This is a genomic window from Nocardioides luteus (assembly GCF_014648595.1).
Taxonomy (GTDB): Bacteria; Actinomycetota; Actinomycetes; order Propionibacteriales; family Nocardioidaceae; genus Nocardioides; species Nocardioides luteus.
In genome coordinates this window covers 182,790-200,310 of sequence record NZ_BMRK01000006.1, presented here as the reverse complement: position 1 = coordinate 200,310, position 17,521 = coordinate 182,790, and the positions used below count along the sequence as shown (strand labels likewise).

Genomic DNA, 17,521 nt, shown 5'->3' with positions numbered 1-17,521 from the left:
GTCGGCGCATCTGCCCCGCTGAGGGACGCCGAGTCGGCGCATCTGCCCCGCTGAGAGACGTCGAGTCGGCGCGTTTGCCCCGTTGAGGGACGTCGAGTCGGCGCATCTGCCCCATCTAGAAGTGACCGTTCGGGGCAGTTGCGCCGACTCGGCGGGGCGGGGGTCAGCGGCGGGTGCGGGTGCCCAGGCGAGGTGCTTCGGTGGTGGCGGAGCGTTCTAGTGCGGCGATGAGGGTGCGGGCGTCGTAGCGGCCTTCGTGGCGGCGGTTGCCGATGAAGAAGGTCGGCGTGCCGCGGGCGCCGCTGGCGTCGGCGGAGGCCATGTCCTGGCGTACGTGCTCGGCGAGGTCGGGATCCTCCATGTCGCGGACGAACTGCTCCACGTCCAGCTCGAGGTCGGCGGCGTAGCCGGCCAGGTCCTGGTGCTCGAGCTGGTCCTGGTGGTTGAAGAGGTGCCGGTGCATCTCCCAGAACCGGCCCTGCCGCGCGGCCGCCTCGACGGCGAGCGCGGCGAGCTCGGCATGGGGGTGCTGGGCGAGGGGGAGGTGGCGTACGACGTAGCGGATCCTGGAACCGAAGTAGTCGCGCACCTCGTTGGCGGTGCCGGTGGCGCGGGCACAGAAGGGGCACTCGTAGTCGAGGTACTCGACCAGGGTCACCTCGGCGTCCTCGTCGCCGTAGATGTGGTCGCGGTCGGGGTCGACCGGCGGCGAGAGCAGCTTCGGGAGCGCCGCGTCGCGCTGGCCGAGGAAGCGCGCGGCGACCTGGAAGATCACCCAGCCGAGCGCGGAGGCGAGGACGACGGAGATGAGCACGCCGACGACGGCGTCGCGCTGGAGCGTCTCGGACTCGAAGGCGAGGGTGGTGATCAGGAGCGCGACGGTGAACCCGATGCCGGAGAGCGCAGCGCCGCCGAGCACGTGCCCGCCGCCGACGCCCTGGGGCAGCCGGCCGAGGCCCGTCCGGGTGGCTGCGTACGCACCCGCGCCGATGCCGAGCGTCTTGCCGAGCACGAGGCCGATCACCACACCCCACGTCACCGGCGAGCTGAGCGCCTCGCCGAGCACGCCGTCGCGCAGGTCGACGCCGGCGTTGGCGAGCGCGAAGACCGGCACGATCAGATAGCTCGTGGGCACGTGCAGCGACTCCTGGAGCCGCTCGTTGACCGAGATCGTCCGGGTCAGCTCGTCGCGGGTCTCGCGCTGCAGCGTGGGCAGCGGCGACTGCCGGAACGCCCGGAACCTCGAGGTCGCGACCTCCATCTGCGCGCGGGTCGGCTCGGCCGCCGGCACCAGCAGGCCGGCCAGCATCCCGGCGATCGAGGCGTGCAGGCCGGCACCGAGCGTGGCCACCCACGCGATCAGCACGAGGAGCACGTAGGGAGCGGCCCGCCACACCTTCACCCGGTCGAGCACGAAGATCCCGACCAGTGCCACCGCGGCGACCACCAGCGGGCCGAGCTCGAGCTGGTCGGTGTAGGCCACACCGATCACGCTCACCGCGACGATGTCGTCGATGACCGTCAGGGTGAGCAGGAAGATGCGCAGCTGGGTCGAGACCGTGGGCCCGACCAGCGCGAGCATGCCGAGGAGGAACGCGGTGTCGGTGCCGATCACGACGCCCCATCCGCGCGCAGCTTCCCCGGACGGGTTCAGCATCAGGTAGAGCAGCGCCGGCACGATCAGGCCGCCGGCGCCGGCGATCAGCGGCACCACCGTACGGCGGCGGTCGGTGAGCTCGCCGACGGCGAGCTCGCGGCGTACCTCCAGGCCGACGACGAAGAAGAAGACCACCATCAGCCCGTCGTTGACCCAGTGGTGCAGGTTCATCGAGAGCCCGATGTCACCCAGCCGCACCGAGAGCCCGGTCTCCCACAGGTGCTCGTAGCCGGCCGACCACGGCGAGTTGGCCCAGGCGAGCGCGAGCAGGGAGGCGACCACCAGCAAGGCGGCGCTCGTCGACTCCAGATGCATGAAATGTCTCAGCGTGGTGCCGAGCTGGCCGGTCAGATCCTCGTCCCGCGCACACTGCGTCTGATCTTTCGCCACGTGACAAGCCTAGTCAGGGGTGGCACATCGACGTCGCTCGACACAAACCCCACACCAATGTCCAACAGATGCGTGACCTGTCATCCACAACGTCGTTAGACGATGTGACGGCAGGTGAACGCCGGCGCTGACGCAGAAGCACGGCGCCACCCGGTCACCGAGCCGTACGTGGGGGCTTTCCTGTGCATGCGCACGCACGTTGACGGGCGCAAACTCGCACATTCTGGAGATAGCCCGATCTACCTATGTCCAATAGGTCGTACGACTCATATTTTGTAGAGGACAAAGTCCTTTCAAGTCTTCCTTGAAAGTCCGGATGGGAGTTAGATGGGAAACATGACAACTAGGCGCTCTCGGCCCGGCCGCCCTAGGCATGTTCCCGACTCGAGTACGACCTCACCGCGCGACCAGATCCTGGATGCCGCCTCGCGGCTTTTCGTCTCCCAGGGTTTCGCGGCGACGTCTACCCGCGAGATCGCCGACATGGTCGGCATCCGCCAGGCGTCGCTGTACTACCACTTCGCGGGCAAGGACGAGATCCTCGGCGAGCTGCTGCGGCGTTCGGTCCGTCCGACCACCGACAAGGTCGAGAAGATCCTCAGCCAGGTGCCACCGCTCGACTACGAGACGGCGCTCTACCTGCTCGTCCTCGTCGATGTACGCACCCTGGCCGACGTGCCGCACAACGTGGGCATGCTCTACCAGCTGCCCGACGTGGCCAGGTGCGAGGTCTACGACGAGTTCCGCAACGAGCACGCCGAGCTGGCCGCCCACTACGCGGACCTGGCCAGTGAGGTCGCCTCGAAGACGGTGCGCGCCACGATCAGCCGCACCCAGCTGGGCGCCCTGCTCATCCAGCAGGTCGAGGGCGTGATCAACATGCGCACCGAGGACCCGGACCGGCGCATCCCGTGCCGCGAGGCGTGGGCGATCGCTGCCACCTGCCTGCGAATCTGCGACGTTCCGCAGGAGCGGATCGACGCCGCCGCCCCGATCGCCATCGACCTGCTCCCGCAGTTCATGGACGAGAGGGTCGCCGAGCCGGTCTGAGGCGTCGCGTTCGAGCCGAAAACCCGGTGGACCCGGGGAGTGCGCGTGGGCTTCGATGTGCGTATGACTCTCTTCGTCTCGCACACCACCATCGACTGCCACGACGCGTACACGCTCTCGGAGTGGTGGAAGACCCTGCTCGGCTATGTGGACGTGGAAGGTGACCCGAACCTCCCCGGGCACGAGGAGTGCATGATCCTCGACCCCGAGTCGGGCCACCACATGCTGTTCATCGAGGTGCCTGACGAGGAGCTGCCGGCCAAGCGCGTCCACTTCGACCTGCGCCCGCGCACCGGAACGCGCGACGAGGAGATCGAGCGCGTCCTCGGGCTCGGGGCGACCCAGATCGGCGACCACCGCGGGAAGTACGGTCCCGGGACCGGCTGGGTGATCTTCGCCGACCCCGAGGGCAACCAGTTCTGCGTGCTCCGCTCCGAGGCCGAGGTGGCCGCATGGGAGGCGGAGCAGGCGCAGACCTCAGGCGCGTAGCCGGAACAGCTCGTACAAGCTGGAGAACCCCTGGTCGCCGTGGCCCTGCGCGACCCGGCGGTCCATCAGCGACTTCACCTCCCGCATGCGTACGCTCTCGACCCCGGCCGACTCCCGATGCTCGATCAGGTCGTCCATCAGGGCCGCCTGGACGTCGAGCGAGCCGAGGTCGGGGCCGTAGCTCCTGCTCTTGATGGCGGTCGCCATCATCCGGACCAGTCCGGCGTAGCCGCTGAGCGAGCCGGCGACGCGCTCGGAGAACGCCTCCAGGTCCATGCCCTCGGTCTCCACCAGGTCGAGCGTGTGCAGGAAGCCGATCAGGAACTCGTAGCCGACCGCGACCTGGGCGTTGAACTCCACGGCCGCGAACCCCGGGTCCTCGCCGTGGTAGGCGACCGAGCCGAGCTCGCGGAGCACCGGCTCGACGGACGCGTAGGTGTCGCGGTCACCGCTGAAGGCCAGCGAGACCCGGGGCGTGCCGACGTCGGGCGGGTCGCCCATCACCTTCCCGTCGACGTACGCCGCCCCGTGCCCGCTCGCCCAGGAGCCGTTGGCCCGGGCCTGTGCGGGGGAGCCGCTGGTCAGGCTGACCAGCGTGCGGCCCGCGGCCGAGTCGCCGACGGCGTCGAGGACGTCCTCCATCGCGGTGTTGTCGAGCAGGCTGAGGATCGTCACCGGGCTCGCCGCGACCGCCTTCGCCGCCGAGGACGCGATCGACGCGCCCGCGTCGGCCAGGGCCTCCGCCTTGTCGGCGGTCCGGTTCCACACCGTCGTCGGGTGGCCGCGGTCGAGGAGTGTCCGGGCGACCGCCGAGCCCATGTTGCCCATCCCGATCACGCTGACCGGCCGGTCGATGCTCTCCGTCATGTCTCAGCTCCATCTCTCGTGGGTGTGCACCCATGCTCGAAGATGAAGTTGACTTGAGGTCAAGGTCTTTCGGTCGTGCCCCGAGCGTCAGTCGCTGGCCACCGGCAGGTCGTGGTTGCTCCACTGGCTCCAGGAGCCCGGGTAGAGCGCGGCTTCGTAGCCCGCGATCGCCAGCGCGGCGACCTCGTGGGCGGCGGTGACCCCTGACCCGCAGTAGGTCGCGACGGGGGAGCCCTCCTCGACCCCGAGGGACCTGAACCGGGTCCGGAGGTCCCCGGCGGCGAGGAAACGGCCGTCCAGGCCGAGGTTGGCAGCGGTGGGCGCGGACACCGCGCCGGGGATGTGGCCTGCCTTCGGGTCGACCGGCTCCACCTCCCCGCGGTAGCGCTCGGCGGCACGCGCGTCGAGGAGCACTCCGTCGAAGGCGGCGACGTCCTCAAACGGCAGCACCGGCAGGTTGCCGGGCGTCAGCGTCACCGTGCCGGGATCGGGCGCGACGTCGTCGGTGGCCACCGGGAGGCCCGCGGCGGTCCAGGCGCCGAGCGCGCCGTCGAGGAGGCGTACGTCATCGACGCCCGCCCAGCGCAGCAGCCACCACGCCCGGGCTGCCGAGGTGTTGCCGACCGCGTCGTAGACCACGACCGGGTCGCCGTCGGAGAGACCCCAGCGCCGAGCGGCGGCCTGCAGGTCGCCGAGCTCGGGAAGGGGGTGGCGGCCCTCGGTCGGCTCGCCGTGGCGGGCCAGCTCGGTGTCGAGGTCGACGTAGACGGCGCCCGGGATGTGGCCCTCGAGGTAGGCCTCGTGCCCGGGCGGGCCGCCGAGCTGCCACCGCACGTCGAGGAGGACCGGCGGGCGGTCGGAGTCGAGGGCGGTGGCGAGCTCGGCGGCGTCGATGAGAACGGTCACGAGAGGATCCTGCCAGAAGTCACGGCAGGCTCACCGGCTCGCGATCTGAGCCACCTCCTCAGCGGAGAGCGCACGGTCGAAGATGCGTACCTCGTCGACGTCGCCACGCAGGTAGTCGACCAGGTTGCCACCGAACTGGCCGCGCCCGATCACCGTGCTGCCGGTGGTCTCCGGAGCGGTGCAGACCTTCTGCTCGCCCTGCTTCTGCCCGTCGACGTAGAGGGTCAGCGACCCGGTGGCCGCGTCGCGGACCCCGACCAGGTGGTACCAGCGGCCGGGCTCCGGCTTCTCGGTGGAGAGCGCCCGGACGCCGCTGAAGCTCATCGACCACCGCTGGTCGGCGCCGCTGTACTGCAGGAAGAAGGCGCTGTCGCGCCCGGTGTCCTGGCTGACCGCGGTCTGGAAGGCGCCGCCGGCCTCGTCGAGCTTCACCCACGCGGAGACGCTGTAGCTGCCGTCGGTCTTCACCAGGCTCTGGCCGGTGTCGGCCTGCCCGGCGCCGTCGAAGGAGAGCGCGCTGCCGTCGACGCCGGTGACCCACTCGGCGCCGGTCAGCGTCGCGTCCGCGTCACCGACGGTGTCCGCGGTGGTGGTGCCGCTGCCCTCGGAGAACGGGTAGGCGTGCACCCCGTCGAGACCCGGCGTACCGGGGTCTACCTCTCCGGGCGGGAGGCCGGTGCCGTCGGCGTTGTCGATGATCGCGCGGTTCACCGCCCGCACCTGGGCGAAGTCCATCTTCTTCACCTGGCGGTCATAGGTGTAGAAGCCGTTGACCTCGTGCTCGACGTCGGTGGTCTGGGTGTAGACCGCGCTGCTGATGCCGCAGCGCTGGGCGGACTCGAGCACGGCCTCCTGGTTCTCGACGTAGAGGCTGGTGAGCTCCTCCTTGCTCGAGGCCATCTGGTAGGCGTGGCCCTCGCCGAACCACATGTGGTCCTCGACCTCGAGGCCGTAGCCGCCGTGCTCGCCGTCCATGGCGACCCGGTCACCCTCGGGCATGTTCTGCGCCGGACCTGTGTAGGCGTGCCAGTCGATGACGTCGCCGGCACCGCTGTCACCGTGGGAGTCGCAGCAGTTCACGCCGCTGTGGGCGTTGACGAGCCGGCTGGGGTCCTGGGCCTTGACGTCCTCGGCGATCTGGCCGGTCTCGGCGCGGTCCCACTCGCCCCAGCCCTCGTTGAACGGCACCCAGCCGATGATCGAGGTCCACGAGTCGTGCTGGTCGATCATCGTGCGCAGCTGGCGCTTGAACTCGGTGCGAGCCTCGGGTGGGGGAGTGCCGCCGGTCTTCATCGACGGCATGTCCTGCCAGACGAGCATGCCGAGCTGGTCGGCGGCGTGATACCACCGGTCGGGCTCGACCTTGATGTGCTTGCGGATGGTGTTGAAACCGAGCGCCTTGGTCTCGGCGATGTCCCAGCGCAGCGCCTCGTCGGTCGGGGCGGTGTAGATCCCGTCGGGCCAGTAGCCCTGGTCGAGGGTCGACATCAGGAAGGTGATCTCGCCGTTGAGCGTGATCCGCAGCTTGCCGTCGGCGCCCTCCGCGGTGCCGATCTCGCGCATGCCGAAGTAGGAGCCGACGGTGTCGACCACCTTGTTGCCGCGCTTGAGCGAGACCTGGAGCTGGTAGAGATAGGGGTCGTCGGGCGACCACAGGCGGGCGTTCGGCACCGGCAGGGTCAGCTCGGAACCGGCGGGTCCGCGGGTGACCGACACCTTCGTGTTGCCGGCCTTCACCACCGCCTCGACGCTCGCTCCGTCCGCCTCGGCGGCGTCGACGGTGAGCGCGAGCGTGGAGGCGTCGATGTCCGGAGTCGTACGCAGCGCCTGCACGTGGCCGCGGGCGGCCACCGGCTCCATCCAGACCGTCTGCCAGATGCCGGAGGCGCCCTCGTAGAAGATGCCGCGGTCGGGCACGTTGCGCTGCTTGCCGAGCGGCTGCCAGGTCTGGTCACCGAGATCGGTCACCCCGATCAGCAGCTCCTGCGGGCCGCGGCCACGGAGCGCGTCGGTGACGTCGGCGGAGAACTTGTCGAAGCCGCCGCGGTGGGTGGTCACCTCGACCCCGTTGACGTAGACGGTGGCGTCGTGGTCGACCGCACCGAAGTTGAGCACGAGCCGGTTGGCGGCGCCGACCTTCCAGGACGCGGGCACCCAGAACTCGCGGCGGTACCACATCCGGTCCTCGCGCCGACCGATGCCGGAGAGGGCGGACTCGATGGGGTAGGGGACCAGGACGCGCTCGTCCAGGGTCGAGCCGAAGGGCGGCTGCTCGCCCTCGGTCGCCGCGGAGAACTCCCACAGGCCGTTGAGGTTGTGCCACGCCTTCCGGGTCAGCTGCGGGCGCGGGTAGTCGGGGAGCGCGTTGTCGGGGGAGACGTCGTCGGTCCACGGTGTCTTCATGGAGAGACCTTCGGGCTGCCAGCCGTCGGCCGCCTCGGCGCGGGCGCTGAGCGAGGCGGTCATGGTGGCGACCAGGGTGAGGGCGGTGATCATGCCGAGCGTCAAGGTGCGGAATGCCGGGCGCGGTCTGACCGCAGCCGGGCAAGGGGACTTCGATGTCACGGTTGAGCCTTTCTCGACGAGCGCGCGGGCGGGGTCCGCGCTCCTCGTTCCGGACTCCGCCCGCCGCCCCGAGAGAGGGTGACCGAGCCCAGGCGAGTGATCCATTTCACACACAGGCTCGAACGGGTGTCAACAGATTCGATCAGAAACCGATCAGATATGGACATCGGTTCTGAGGGGGTGGGACCCTGTCACCATGCTGGCGGCCGAGCGACAGGGCAAGATCCTCGAGGCGGTGCAGCGCCACGGCGCCGCCCGGGTGGCCGATCTGGCCACGCTCCTGGACGTCTCCGACATGACGATCCGACGCGACCTGGACGCGCTCGCGGCCGCAGGCCGCATCGACAAGGTGCACGGCGGCGCGACGGTCAAACGCCGCCCCAGCACCGACGAGCCGGGCTTCGAGGCCAACGGCGGTCGCCGGGTCGAGGAGAAGCGCGCGATCGCCGAACGAGCCCTCGAGCTGATCACCCCCGGCTCCGCCATCGGGCTCTCCGCCGGGACGACCACCTGGACCCTGGCCCGCGCCCTCCCCGCCTCCCTCGACCTCACCGTGGTGACCAACTCGATGCACATCGCCGAGGAGCTCGGGAAGCGGACGACCAACGTCATCCTCACCGGGGGAGTGCGCACGCCCTCCGACGCGCTCGTCGGCCCGATCGCGGTGGCCTCGCTGCAGTCGCTCCATCTCGACCTCGTCTTCCTGGGCGTGCACGGCATGGACGTCCAGGCCGGCTTCACCACGCCCAACCTGCTCGAGGCCGAGACCAACCGGGCCTTCGTCTCGGCCGGCCGTCGACTGGTGGTGCTCGCCGACCACACCAAGTGGTCGACAGTGGGCCTGAGCAGCATCGCCCCGCTCCACGAGGCGGACGTGATCGTCACCGACTCCGGGATCCCGGCCGATGGCCGTTCGATGCTGGCGGAGGCGGCCGGCGAGCTGGTGGTCGCCGAGGTCTAGGTGCTCGCCCAGCCCGCTGCCTCGGCGGCGAGGTGGCGCGCCACCTGTGTGGTGGTCGGCTCCGGACTGGGGCCTGTGACCAGCCAGAGGGTGTTGAGCGGTCCGAGGCGCGGCTCGTGGAGGCGTACGACGGTGCCGTCGGCGAGCGCTCCGTCGACCAGATAGCGGGGCAGGACGGTGGCCCCGATGCCGGCGACCGCGGCACGAAGGAGACCGCGCAGGTCGGGTAGCACGAGCGCGATGCGGTTGGCCGGCCGCTGGTCGAACTCGGTGAGCCAGTAGCGCCTGATGATCGGCAGCTCGGGGGAGTAGGCGGCCAGCGGGACGGCGCCCAGCGCGTGCACCGGGTCGGCCGCGAGGTCGGCGGGATCGATCTGGGAGGCGAGTGCCGGCGCCGCGACGAGCAGGAACTCCTCGTCGACCAGAGCGGCCGTCCGAAGGCGGTCGTCCCCGGGACGTACCGAGGAGACGACCAGGTCGAGGCGCTCCTCGGCCAGGTCGTCGAGGAGATCGGGAGCGAGCCCGGTGCTCACCGTGACGTCGAGACCGTCGCGTACGAGCCGAGCCAGCGCGGGGACGATCCGGGTGGTCATCACGTCGGCGGCGCCCCCGATGCGGATCCGCCCCGGCCCGATCGACGGCTGTGCACCGATCGCGCCGCGCAGCTGGTCGACCAGCGGGGTGACCCGGGCGGCGAGCGCGTCCGCGCGGTCGGTCGGCACGAGCCCGCTGCGCGAGCGCTCGAAGAGGGCCGCACCGAGGTCGTGCTCGAGCTTGCGGATGCGAGCGGTCACGGCGGGCTGGGAGAGGCCGAGACGGCGAGCCGCCGCACTGATCGACCGCTCGCGGTAGGCATGCGTGAACGCTTCCCACAGATCGAGCGAGGTCATAGAAATCATTATGGCCGCGAGGGGTGTGCGAGGAGTGAACAGGGGCACCGTTGTCGTTGGGTCATCGACAAACCCAACCAGGAGGTAATTCCCGTGACACGCGTACTGATGGTCGTCTCTGCGGCCGACAAGCTCGTCCTCGCGGACGGCAGCGAGCACCCGACCGGCTACTGGGCCGAGGAGGTCGCCGCCTCCCACGAGACGCTCACCGCGGCCGGTGTCGACGTCGACATCGCGACCCCCGGTGGTCGCACGCCGACCGTCGACGACCTCTCGCTCAGCGACAAGGGCGGCGTCGACCCCGAGGACGCGGACCGCTTCCGCGCCTACCTCGCCACCCTCGAGGCGGAGCTCGGCAAGCCGCTCTCCCTCGACGACGTCGACCCGTCCGCCTACGACGCGGTCTACATCCCCGGCGGCCACGCCCCGATGGCCGACCTGGTCGACGACCCCGAGCTCGCCGCGATCGTCTCCGCCACCGACTCGGCCGGCCGCCCGGTCGTCGCGCTGTGCCACGGCGTCGCGGGGCTGCTCGGCGCGAAGGGCGAGGACGGCTGGCTCTTCGGCGGACGCCGGATGACCGGCTTCACCGACACCGAGGAGCAGCAGGGCGGCTACGGCGACGCCATCCCCTACTCCGTCGAGCAGCGGATGCGCGAGGCCGGCGGCGTCATCGAGACCGGCGAGCCGTGGAGCGACACCGTCGTCGTCGACGGCACCCTGATCACCGGTCAGAACCCGCAGTCCAGCGTCTCGACCGCGAAGGCGCTGCTGGCTCGGCTCGGGTGACGCTGACTCGTTGACACGTCTGCGTCGGTCGGAGAGGGGTAACACGGTGTCCGCGCGGTACGAGCCTGCTGCCGCACGCTGCTACCCGGGTGAACACCGTGTTACCCCACGCGGGCTCAGCGCACCGGCGCTCCCGGCCCGAGCGGGATCCCGAGCGCCCACCACAGGAAGAAGAGCGCGGTCCAGGCCAGGCTCATCGCGATGGCCAGCGGCAGCGTGTAGGAGGCGAGGGTGCCGATGCCGGCGTCCTTGCGGTAGCGCTGCAGGAACCCGAGCGCCATCACGAAGTAGGGGCTCATCGGGGTGATCGCGGTCGAGCCCGAGTCGGCGATCCGGAAGAGCGCCTGGGTGGTCTCGGGCGGCACCGCGAGCAGCATCAGCATCGGCACCAGGACCGGCGCGGCGATCGACCACATCGCCGACCCGCTGGTGACCAGCACGTTGACGACGCTGAGCAGAGCCAGGACGAACAGGAAGACGACCCAGACGGGGATGTTGCTGGTCTGGAGCGCGTTGGCGGAGTTGACCGCGATGACGTCACCGAGGTGGGTCCAGTCGAAGTACGCCAGGAACTGGGCGATCGCGAAGAACAGCACCAGCACCGGCGCCATCTGCTTGATCCCCTGGCCCATCAGCGGCGGCACGTCGCCGGCCTTGGTGATGGATCCCGAGATCTTCCCGTAGACGATGCCGGCGATGCCGAAGAGCACCGCGACGATGGCTGCGATACCGGTCAGGAAGGGCGACTCGGTCAGCGAGCCGTCCTCTCCGCGCAACGGCGACGACGGCGGGAGCACCACGGCCGCGACGACCACGATCGTGCCGACCAGCGCGAGCAGCGACCAACGCAGCGCCTTGCGCTCACGCCCCTGGAGCTCGAGGGTGCCGAAGTCACCGTCGTCGGCGTCCTCGTCGGCGTCCAGGTCGGGCCGCTTGGAGAGCACGAACTTGGTCATCAGCGTGATCACCGCGGCGAGCAGCAACGAGGAGGCGATGTTGAAGAACCAGTTGCTGACGGGGGAGACGTACGCGCTCTCGTCGACGATCTGGGCGGCGGCCGTGGTGATGCCGGCGAAGATCGCGTCGTTGGGCGTGGGCACCGGGCTGGCGTCGTACCCGCTGGCGATCGCGGTGTAGGCGACCACGATCCCGAGGATCGGCGAGCGGCCGACGGCCCTGAAGGCGAGACCGCCGAGCGGCACCAGGATGATGTACGCAGCAGCGGAGGCCACGTGGGCGACCGTGCCGGTGAACGCGACGGCGAAGACCACCCAGCCGACCGGGACTCGGGAGATGCCGGTCTTCATCGCGGCGGTGAGGAACCCGGTGCGCTCGGCGACGGCGACACCCATGATGACCACGACGATGGTCGCCATCGGCGGGAACCCGGCGAAGTTGGAGACCATGGTGGAGACCGCCATCGCCAGGCCGTCGCCGCTGAGCAGGCTCTGCACGACGACGGTCTCGCCGTCGCTGGGGGAGACGACCGAGACGCCCGCGGCGGCGCAGATCGCGCTGATCACGGCGAGGATGCCGGCCAGGATCCAGAAGAGCCAGAACGGGTGCGGCAGGGCGTTGCCGACGCGCTCGACCACGCCCATGGCGCGGATGATCCACGGCAGCCTGTCGCTGCTCGTGGGGGTGGTGGTGCTGGTCATGGGAGTCACCCTTCGCTGGTGAGGCGGTGGCGGGAGAAGAACTCCCAGATCACCGTCGCGGACTCGATGGTGTGCGTGGTGTGGCCGCCCCCGGAGTAGGTGTCGGCGCCCGGCCAGACGTGGCCGCCGCCCTCGACGGCGACGTGCTGCACCTCGGCGCCCTGGTCGCACCCGGTCCACCGGGTGGTCTCGACGTCGCGCTTCACCTTGGTGCGGGCCGTGGTGCAGCCGTTGTGGTCGGCCCACGACTGGGTCCACTCGGGGATCGAGGGCAGGTCCCGGTCGGCGTCGCCCCGGTAGGGGATGGTGGCGTCGGCGACGCCGTGGATCTCCAGGACCGGCGTCGGCGGCGCCTCCTCGCAGCCCGCCCGGGTGCCCGGGTAGAGGGCGGGGGCGACCGGTGCGACGGCGGCGAAGGTGCCGGGCAGGGCACAGGCGAGGTGGGCGGCCAGGCCGGCGCCGTTGGACTTGCCGGTGGCGTAGACGCGCGCGGTGTCGATGCAGTGGTCGGCCTCGATCGCGGCGAGGAGGTCGGTGGTGAAGGCGACGTCGTCGACGCCCGGGGCCTCGTAGGGAGCGCCCTGCCAGGCCTTGCGATAGCCGGAGCCGGTGCCGATCGCACCGTCGGGGTAGACGACCACGGCAGGCAGGTCGGAGAGCTCGGAGAAGCCCTCGACCTCGACTCCCGTGCTGCCCCGGCCGTGGTAGGCGATGATCAGCGGCCAGTCGTCGCGGCGGTCGTAGCCCTCGGGCAGGCGGAGCACGTAGCTGCGCTCGAGGTCGCCGCTGACCAGGTCGTGCTTCTGGCTGCTGTCCGGCTCCTGCTCGGTCGGCTTCGTGCAAGGGGTGGACTGCGCAGCCGCACCGCCCGGCGAGCCCTGCGAGCCCTGGGCTGCCTGCGTCAGCGCGGTGGTCGCCGTCGGCGTCAGGGACAGCGCGGCCACGGCCGCCACCGCGGCCGCCGGCGCCATCAGGCGGAGGTGTCGTGGAGACATGTCGTGCTCCTCTTCGGGGGAGTTAGATGTGTTGAGGGTGTGCTCGACCGCCCGGCGACGCAGCGCGTCCCGGAGATGCCGGTGGTCGAGCGTGTCGAGACCCGGGGGCGGGTCCGGACCCGAGAGATCAGGTGTCGAGCCACTCCTTGACGAAGGCGACGATGCGGTCGGTGGCCTCGGTGAGGATCGCGCGGCCGTCCTCGGCGGTGGCGCGACGTGGGTCGCCGAGCACACCGGAGGGGGAGAGGCGGTCATAGGGGAGGGCCACGGCGGGATGGCTCACCGAGCGGGCCAGCCGGGCGAAGGGATCGAGCTCGTCGGGCGTGGTGGTGCCCGGGGCGAGCAGATCGTGGCGTACGAGGTGAGGGGCGACGTGCAACATCTGGGCCGTCTCGGCCTCGCCGCTGTGGCCGGAGACCGGGCTGCGCTCCATCGAGCCGACCGCATCCGGGGCCATCGCGGTCACCGGCGCCCAGGCCAGCTCCAGGTCGGGGCGGTCGCGCAGCAGCTCCTGGGCGAGGGTGCCGAGGGTGGCGTTGTTGCCGCCGTGGCCGGTCACCACGAGGAAACGGGTCCAGCCGTGAGCGGCCAGCGACTCCACGTACTCCCGCACGACGGCGGCGAAGAGCGTCGGACGCAGGCTCACCGTGCCGGCGAAGGCCTGGTGGTGGGGCGAGACCCCGACAGGTACGCCGGGGCCGATGACCACGCGATCGGGCAGCGCCTCGGCGACGGCGTCGGCGACCGCCTCGGCACGGATCTGGTCGGTGGCCAGGGGGAGCCCGGCGCCGTGCTGCTCAAACGCGCCGACCGGGAGGATCACCGCGGTGCCGCGCTCGGCCGCGCGGGCGGCATCGAGGGTCGTCATCTCGGCGAGCTTCGCGGTCATCGCGCCTGCTCCGGGCCGAGGGTGGTGGCGATCGCGTCACGGATCGCGACCAGGTGGTCGCGGGTCAGGGTGGCGGCCGCGTCCGGGTCGCCGTCGCGGACGGCCTCGACGATGCGCAGGTGGTCGGCGTGGTCCCGGTCGCGGTCGGTGTAGCGGTGGCGGATCTCGATCTGGTCGCGGGCCCGCACCTGCAGCAGCGCCTCGACGGTCTCGCGCAGCAGGAGGTTGCCCGAGGCGCCGGCGAGCGCGACGTGGAAGTGGAGCTCCGGGCGCTCGTCGGCGTACTGCGGCTTGAGCGCGTTGTCGGCCGAGAGCGTCAGCGCCTGCAGGTCGTCCTCGCTGCGCTGGGCAGCGGCCGCCGCGGCGACGGGCGGCTCGAGGACGATGCGGGCGTCGAGGAGCTCGAGGACCGACTCGCTGCGCGACTCCGAGACGTGCGGGTTGACCAGCAGCCTGCGGTTGACCCCGCCGCTGACGTAGGTGCCCGAGCCGTGCCGGAAGCGGATCACATCGGTGGCCTCCAGCCGGCGCAGCGCCTCCCGGATCGTCGGGGTGGTCACCTCGAACCTCTTGGCGAGCTCGCGGGAGGAGGCCAGGGCGTCGCCCGGCTCCAGGCCGGCGGCCTCGATCATGGCGACGATCCCGTCGGCGATGCGTTCAGAGAGCGATGTTGTGTTGCTTGTCACATCAAGTGACTTAATCACTTATTGAATTCGTCGTCAAGGCGCGATGGATCAAATCGGTCGATCCGCGCCTCCGGGGCTGCTACCGTTCTCGGCGATGGGCACTCTGAAGCGATAGATCGGGACACTGCGTCGAGACACCTCCGCAGTGGGTCCTGAGCGACCGCACCGTCCGAGCGGTGCGTTCGAGGTCTATTTCCCGACCCGTCGCCACAAGGAGCTCCACCTTGTTCCCTGCTGCTTCTGTCACCTCTTCTGTCACCTCCGACCCGCGCACCCACCGTGTCTGTGAGCTGCGCTCGACCACCGTTCGCTTCGGCGAGCGGATCGTCCTCGACCGCGTCGACCTCGTGGTCGGCCCGACCGAGCGGGTCGCCGTCATCGGCGACAACGGTGCCGGGAAGTCCACGCTGCTCGACCTGTTCGCGGGCGTCCTGGCGCCTGTTGCCGGCGAGACGCGTGTCGACCTCCCCGGCGGCCTCGCGCACGCCTCCCAGGCGCCTCGGTTCCCGGCCGGCGCGACGGTGCGCGATGCTGTCGATCTGCTGCTCGCCGACCTGCGTGGGCTCGAGTCGCGGCTGCGGCGCTGCGCCGAGCGTCTCGCCGTCGCCGACGAGCATGCGCAGCCTGCTCTCCTCGCCGAGCTCGGCGACCTGACCGACCGGTTCGAGGCGCGCGACGGCTACGGCGTCGACCAGCGCGTCGATGCGGCCCTCGACCAGCTCGGCCTCGGCGGTCTGGACCGGGGGCGTGCGGTGAGCGGGCTCTCCGGGGGAGAGTGCGCCCGGATCGCCCTGGCTGTCGCACTCTCGGCCAACGCCGAGCTGCTGCTCCTGGACGAGCCGACCAACGATCTCGACGCCTCGGCGCTGGCCTGGCTCGAGGGCCGGCTCGCCGCGCATCGCGGCGCGATGGTGGTGGTCACCCACGACCGCGCCTTCCTCGAACGGTTCGCCGACGACATCGTCCAGGTACGCGACGGCGGGCTGCGCCGCTACGGCAACGGCTACGCCGGCTTCCTGACAGCGCGTGCGACCGAGCGGCGCCGCCAGGCGGAGCGGCACGAGGCCTGGAAAGCCGAGCTCGCGCGCAACGAGGCGCTGGTCGAGGCCAACTCGTTCCGGCTCCAGGCGATCCCGCGCAAGCTCGAGCTCGACGGCTTCGGCCACGGTGCCTTCCGGGCGCGGGGCCGCGACCACGGGGCGATGGGCCGCATCCGGATGGCCAAGGAGCGCGTCGCCCGGCTGCGCGCCGAGCCCGTCGCACCGCCGCCGGAGCCGCTTCGGTTCACCGCCGGGCTCGCCTCCGTCGAGGCTGCCTCGGACGGTCCGTCGGTCGTCCTTCGCGGCATCGCTCACGAGGACGGCGCTCGGCTGCAGATGGAGGAGTGGTCGCTGGGTGCGGGCGACCGCTGGCTGGTCACCGGGCCCAACGGAGCCGGCAAGACGACGCTCCTGCGGCTGCTCGCCGGTGAGCTCGCTCCGGACGCCGGCGACGTCCTCCGGACTCCGGGTGTCCGCGTCTCCTGGCTACCTCAGGACGTGGCCGCGCCGCCAGCGGGCACCGCGGTGGGCGTCTTCGCCCGTGCTCTCGGCATCCACCGCGAAGACGCCGCCGAGAGGCTAAGACGGTTCGGGCTGCTGCGCGCCGAGGACCTGCGGCGTCCCGTGCGGGCCCTGTCGGTCGGGCAGCGACGCCGTCTCGACCTCGCGATCGCGCTGGCGGACCCCGGTGACGTACTCCTCCTCGACGAGCCGACCAACCATCTCGACCCCGAGCTGGTCGAGCAGCTCGAGGACGCGCTCGACGGGCATCCCGGGGCCGTCGTGACGGTCACCCACGACCGCCACTGGATCCGCCGGGCGTCGGCCGCGCGGCGGGTGCGGGTGCGCGGCGGCCGCGCGGAGGTCGTCGCCTGAGACCATTGACATGAAACCAAATGGCTTCCTATCGTGGAGACGTGGAACAGGTGTTTCGAGCGCTCGGTGACCCGACTCGGCGGTCGCTGCTCGATGCGCTGCTGCAGGACGACGGCCAGACGTTGTCCGCGCTGGTGAGCCGTCACGAGATGACCCGTCCGGCGGTGGCCAAGCACCTGGCGGTGCTCGAGGAGGCCGGCCTCGTCGTCGCGGTGCGGCGCGGCCGGGAGAAGCGCCACTTCCTCAACGTCGTGCCCATCCGCGAGATCCACGACCGGTGGGTCACCAAGTACACCGAGGCGTGGGCCGGTGGGCTCACCGAGCTGAGACGAGACCTGGAGCGCACGATGGAGAAAGTCTTCGAGATCTACATCCGCACCACACCTGAGCGGTTGTGGGAGGCGATCACCGACCCGGCCATCCGGGCGAAGTACCACTTCGGCGCCGGCGTCCACTCCGCGTGGGAGCCGGGATCGAGCTTCACGATGGAGCATCCGAATTCCGACGACCCGCTCGTGGAGGGGGAGAACCTCGTGGTCGAGCCGCCCCGGAGGCTCGTGCAGGCGCTGCGTACGCTCTGGTCGCCGCAGGCCGAGGCGCAGGGGACCACGCGGGTGACCTGGGAGATCGAGCCGGTGGGTGACTCCTGCCGCCTCACCGTCACCCACGACCAGCTCGGCGAGGACGCGCCCGCCGAGCTCTACGGCGGCTGGCCGATGATCCTGTCCGGCCTCAAGACCTGGCTGGAGACGGGGGAGACCCTGACCACGCCGGGATCCCAGATGTACGGACCTAGCTGACCAGCGCCCGATC

Annotated in this window: 15 protein-coding genes; 6 read left to right on the top strand and 9 right to left on the bottom strand. The window is 70.9% G+C overall.

Annotation, left to right across the window (positions count from 1 at the left end; all coding sequences use genetic code 11):
- Nucleotides 1-163: 163 nt before the first annotated feature.
- Nucleotides 164-2,047, bottom strand: a complete 1,884-nt coding sequence (gene nhaA / locus IEY81_RS10185) for a Na+/H+ antiporter NhaA (RefSeq protein WP_229787649.1) — start codon at nucleotides 2,045-2,047, stop codon at nucleotides 164-166.
- Between the two features lie 336 nt (nucleotides 2,048-2,383).
- Here nhaA and IEY81_RS10180 point away from each other — a divergent pair, with 336 nt between their 5' ends.
- Both IEY81_RS10180 and IEY81_RS10175 read left to right on the top strand, forming a co-directional pair.
- Nucleotides 2,384-3,097 carry a TetR/AcrR family transcriptional regulator gene (locus tag IEY81_RS10180; protein WP_306341453.1) on the top strand — a complete coding sequence of 238 codons (714 nt, stop codon included), beginning with the start codon at nucleotides 2,384-2,386 and terminating at the stop codon, nucleotides 3,095-3,097.
- Between the two features lie 63 nt (nucleotides 3,098-3,160).
- Nucleotides 3,161-3,586: a VOC family protein gene (locus tag IEY81_RS10175; protein ID WP_189118357.1), complete on the top strand. Its 426-nt coding sequence runs from the start codon at nucleotides 3,161-3,163 to the stop codon at nucleotides 3,584-3,586.
- On the opposite strand, the gene IEY81_RS10170 is transcribed toward IEY81_RS10175, so the two are convergent.
- The 3 genes from IEY81_RS10170 to IEY81_RS10160 all read right to left on the bottom strand — a co-directional run bounded on the left by IEY81_RS10170 (nucleotide 3,575) and on the right by IEY81_RS10160 (nucleotide 7,855).
- The gene (locus IEY81_RS10170) at nucleotides 3,575-4,453 is read right to left on the bottom strand and encodes an NAD(P)-dependent oxidoreductase (RefSeq protein WP_189118356.1); all 879 of its coding nucleotides are present in this window, start codon (nucleotides 4,451-4,453) and stop codon (nucleotides 3,575-3,577) included. The genes IEY81_RS10175 and IEY81_RS10170 overlap by 12 nt on opposite strands.
- 87 nt (nucleotides 4,454-4,540) lie before the next feature.
- A complete protein-coding gene (locus tag IEY81_RS10165) occupies nucleotides 4,541-5,359 on the bottom strand; it encodes a sulfurtransferase (protein WP_189118355.1) in 819 nt (272 codons plus the stop codon).
- Between the two features lie 30 nt (nucleotides 5,360-5,389).
- Nucleotides 5,390-7,855, bottom strand: a complete 2,466-nt coding sequence (locus IEY81_RS10160; protein WP_229787647.1) for a LamG-like jellyroll fold domain-containing protein — start codon at nucleotides 7,853-7,855, stop codon at nucleotides 5,390-5,392.
- A gap of 265 nt (nucleotides 7,856-8,120) precedes the next feature.
- On the opposite strand from IEY81_RS10160, the gene IEY81_RS10155 reads away from it, so the two are divergent.
- On the top strand, nucleotides 8,121-8,885 hold the full coding sequence (locus IEY81_RS10155; protein WP_189118353.1) for a DeoR/GlpR family DNA-binding transcription regulator: 765 nt from the start codon (nucleotides 8,121-8,123) through the stop codon (nucleotides 8,883-8,885).
- Here the strand turns inward: IEY81_RS10155 and IEY81_RS10150 are convergent.
- A complete protein-coding gene (locus IEY81_RS10150; protein ID WP_189118352.1) occupies nucleotides 8,882-9,775 on the bottom strand; it encodes a LysR family transcriptional regulator in 894 nt (297 codons plus the stop codon). The genes IEY81_RS10155 and IEY81_RS10150 overlap by 4 nt on opposite strands.
- Nucleotides 9,776-9,868: 93 nt before the next feature.
- Between IEY81_RS10150 and IEY81_RS10145 the strand changes: the two genes are divergently transcribed.
- On the top strand, nucleotides 9,869-10,564 hold the full coding sequence (locus tag IEY81_RS10145) for a type 1 glutamine amidotransferase domain-containing protein (protein WP_189118351.1): 696 nt from the start codon (nucleotides 9,869-9,871) through the stop codon (nucleotides 10,562-10,564).
- A gap of 116 nt (nucleotides 10,565-10,680) precedes the next feature.
- On the opposite strand, the gene IEY81_RS10140 is transcribed toward IEY81_RS10145, so the two are convergent.
- The 4 genes from IEY81_RS10140 to IEY81_RS10125 all read right to left on the bottom strand — a co-directional run bounded on the left by IEY81_RS10140 (nucleotide 10,681) and on the right by IEY81_RS10125 (nucleotide 14,792).
- A complete protein-coding gene (locus IEY81_RS10140) occupies nucleotides 10,681-12,222 on the bottom strand; it encodes an AbgT family transporter (protein ID WP_189118350.1) in 1,542 nt (513 codons plus the stop codon).
- 5 nt (nucleotides 12,223-12,227) lie between these two features.
- Nucleotides 12,228-13,217: a CE1 family esterase gene (locus IEY81_RS10135; RefSeq protein ID WP_189118349.1), complete on the bottom strand. Its 990-nt coding sequence runs from the start codon at nucleotides 13,215-13,217 to the stop codon at nucleotides 12,228-12,230.
- A 127-nt stretch (nucleotides 13,218-13,344) separates the two neighbouring features.
- Nucleotides 13,345-14,106, bottom strand: a complete 762-nt coding sequence (locus tag IEY81_RS10130) for a creatininase family protein (protein WP_189118348.1) — start codon at nucleotides 14,104-14,106, stop codon at nucleotides 13,345-13,347.
- Nucleotides 14,103-14,792, bottom strand: coding sequence for a FadR/GntR family transcriptional regulator (locus IEY81_RS10125; protein WP_189118347.1), 690 nt, complete (start codon nucleotides 14,790-14,792; stop codon nucleotides 14,103-14,105). Before IEY81_RS10125 ends, IEY81_RS10130 begins: the two co-directional genes overlap by 4 nt.
- A gap of 290 nt (nucleotides 14,793-15,082) precedes the next feature.
- Here IEY81_RS10125 and IEY81_RS10120 point away from each other — a divergent pair, with 290 nt between their 5' ends.
- Together IEY81_RS10120 and IEY81_RS10115 are read left to right on the top strand one after the other, a co-directional pair.
- Nucleotides 15,083-16,708: an ABC-F family ATP-binding cassette domain-containing protein gene (locus IEY81_RS10120; RefSeq protein WP_189118406.1), complete on the top strand. Its 1,626-nt coding sequence runs from the start codon at nucleotides 15,083-15,085 to the stop codon at nucleotides 16,706-16,708.
- Nucleotides 16,709-16,749: 41 nt separating this feature from the next.
- Nucleotides 16,750-17,508: an ArsR/SmtB family transcription factor gene (locus IEY81_RS10115; protein WP_189118346.1), complete on the top strand. Its 759-nt coding sequence runs from the start codon at nucleotides 16,750-16,752 to the stop codon at nucleotides 17,506-17,508.
- The last annotated feature ends 13 nt before the right edge of the window (nucleotides 17,509-17,521 follow it).

Coding starts and splice junctions, on each gene's coding strand:
- IEY81_RS10160 (WP_229787647.1), bottom strand. CDS start 7,855: ATGATCACCGCCCTCACCCTGGTCGCCACCATGACCGCCTCGCTCAGC.
- IEY81_RS10135 (WP_189118349.1), bottom strand. CDS start 13,217: ATGTCTCCACGACACCTCCGCCTGATGGCGCCGGCGGCCGCGGTGGCG.
- IEY81_RS10140 (WP_189118350.1), bottom strand. CDS start 12,222: ATGACCAGCACCACCACCCCCACGAGCAGCGACAGGCTGCCGTGGATC.
- IEY81_RS10175 (WP_189118357.1), top strand. CDS start 3,161: ATGACTCTCTTCGTCTCGCACACCACCATCGACTGCCACGACGCGTAC.
- IEY81_RS10180 (WP_306341453.1), top strand. CDS start 2,384: ATGACAACTAGGCGCTCTCGGCCCGGCCGCCCTAGGCATGTTCCCGAC.
- IEY81_RS10130 (WP_189118348.1), bottom strand. CDS start 14,106: ATGACCGCGAAGCTCGCCGAGATGACGACCCTCGATGCCGCCCGCGCG.
- IEY81_RS10170 (WP_189118356.1), bottom strand. CDS start 4,453: ATGACGGAGAGCATCGACCGGCCGGTCAGCGTGATCGGGATGGGCAAC.
- IEY81_RS10155 (WP_189118353.1), top strand. CDS start 8,121: ATGCTGGCGGCCGAGCGACAGGGCAAGATCCTCGAGGCGGTGCAGCGC.
- IEY81_RS10150 (WP_189118352.1), bottom strand. CDS start 9,775: ATGACCTCGCTCGATCTGTGGGAAGCGTTCACGCATGCCTACCGCGAG.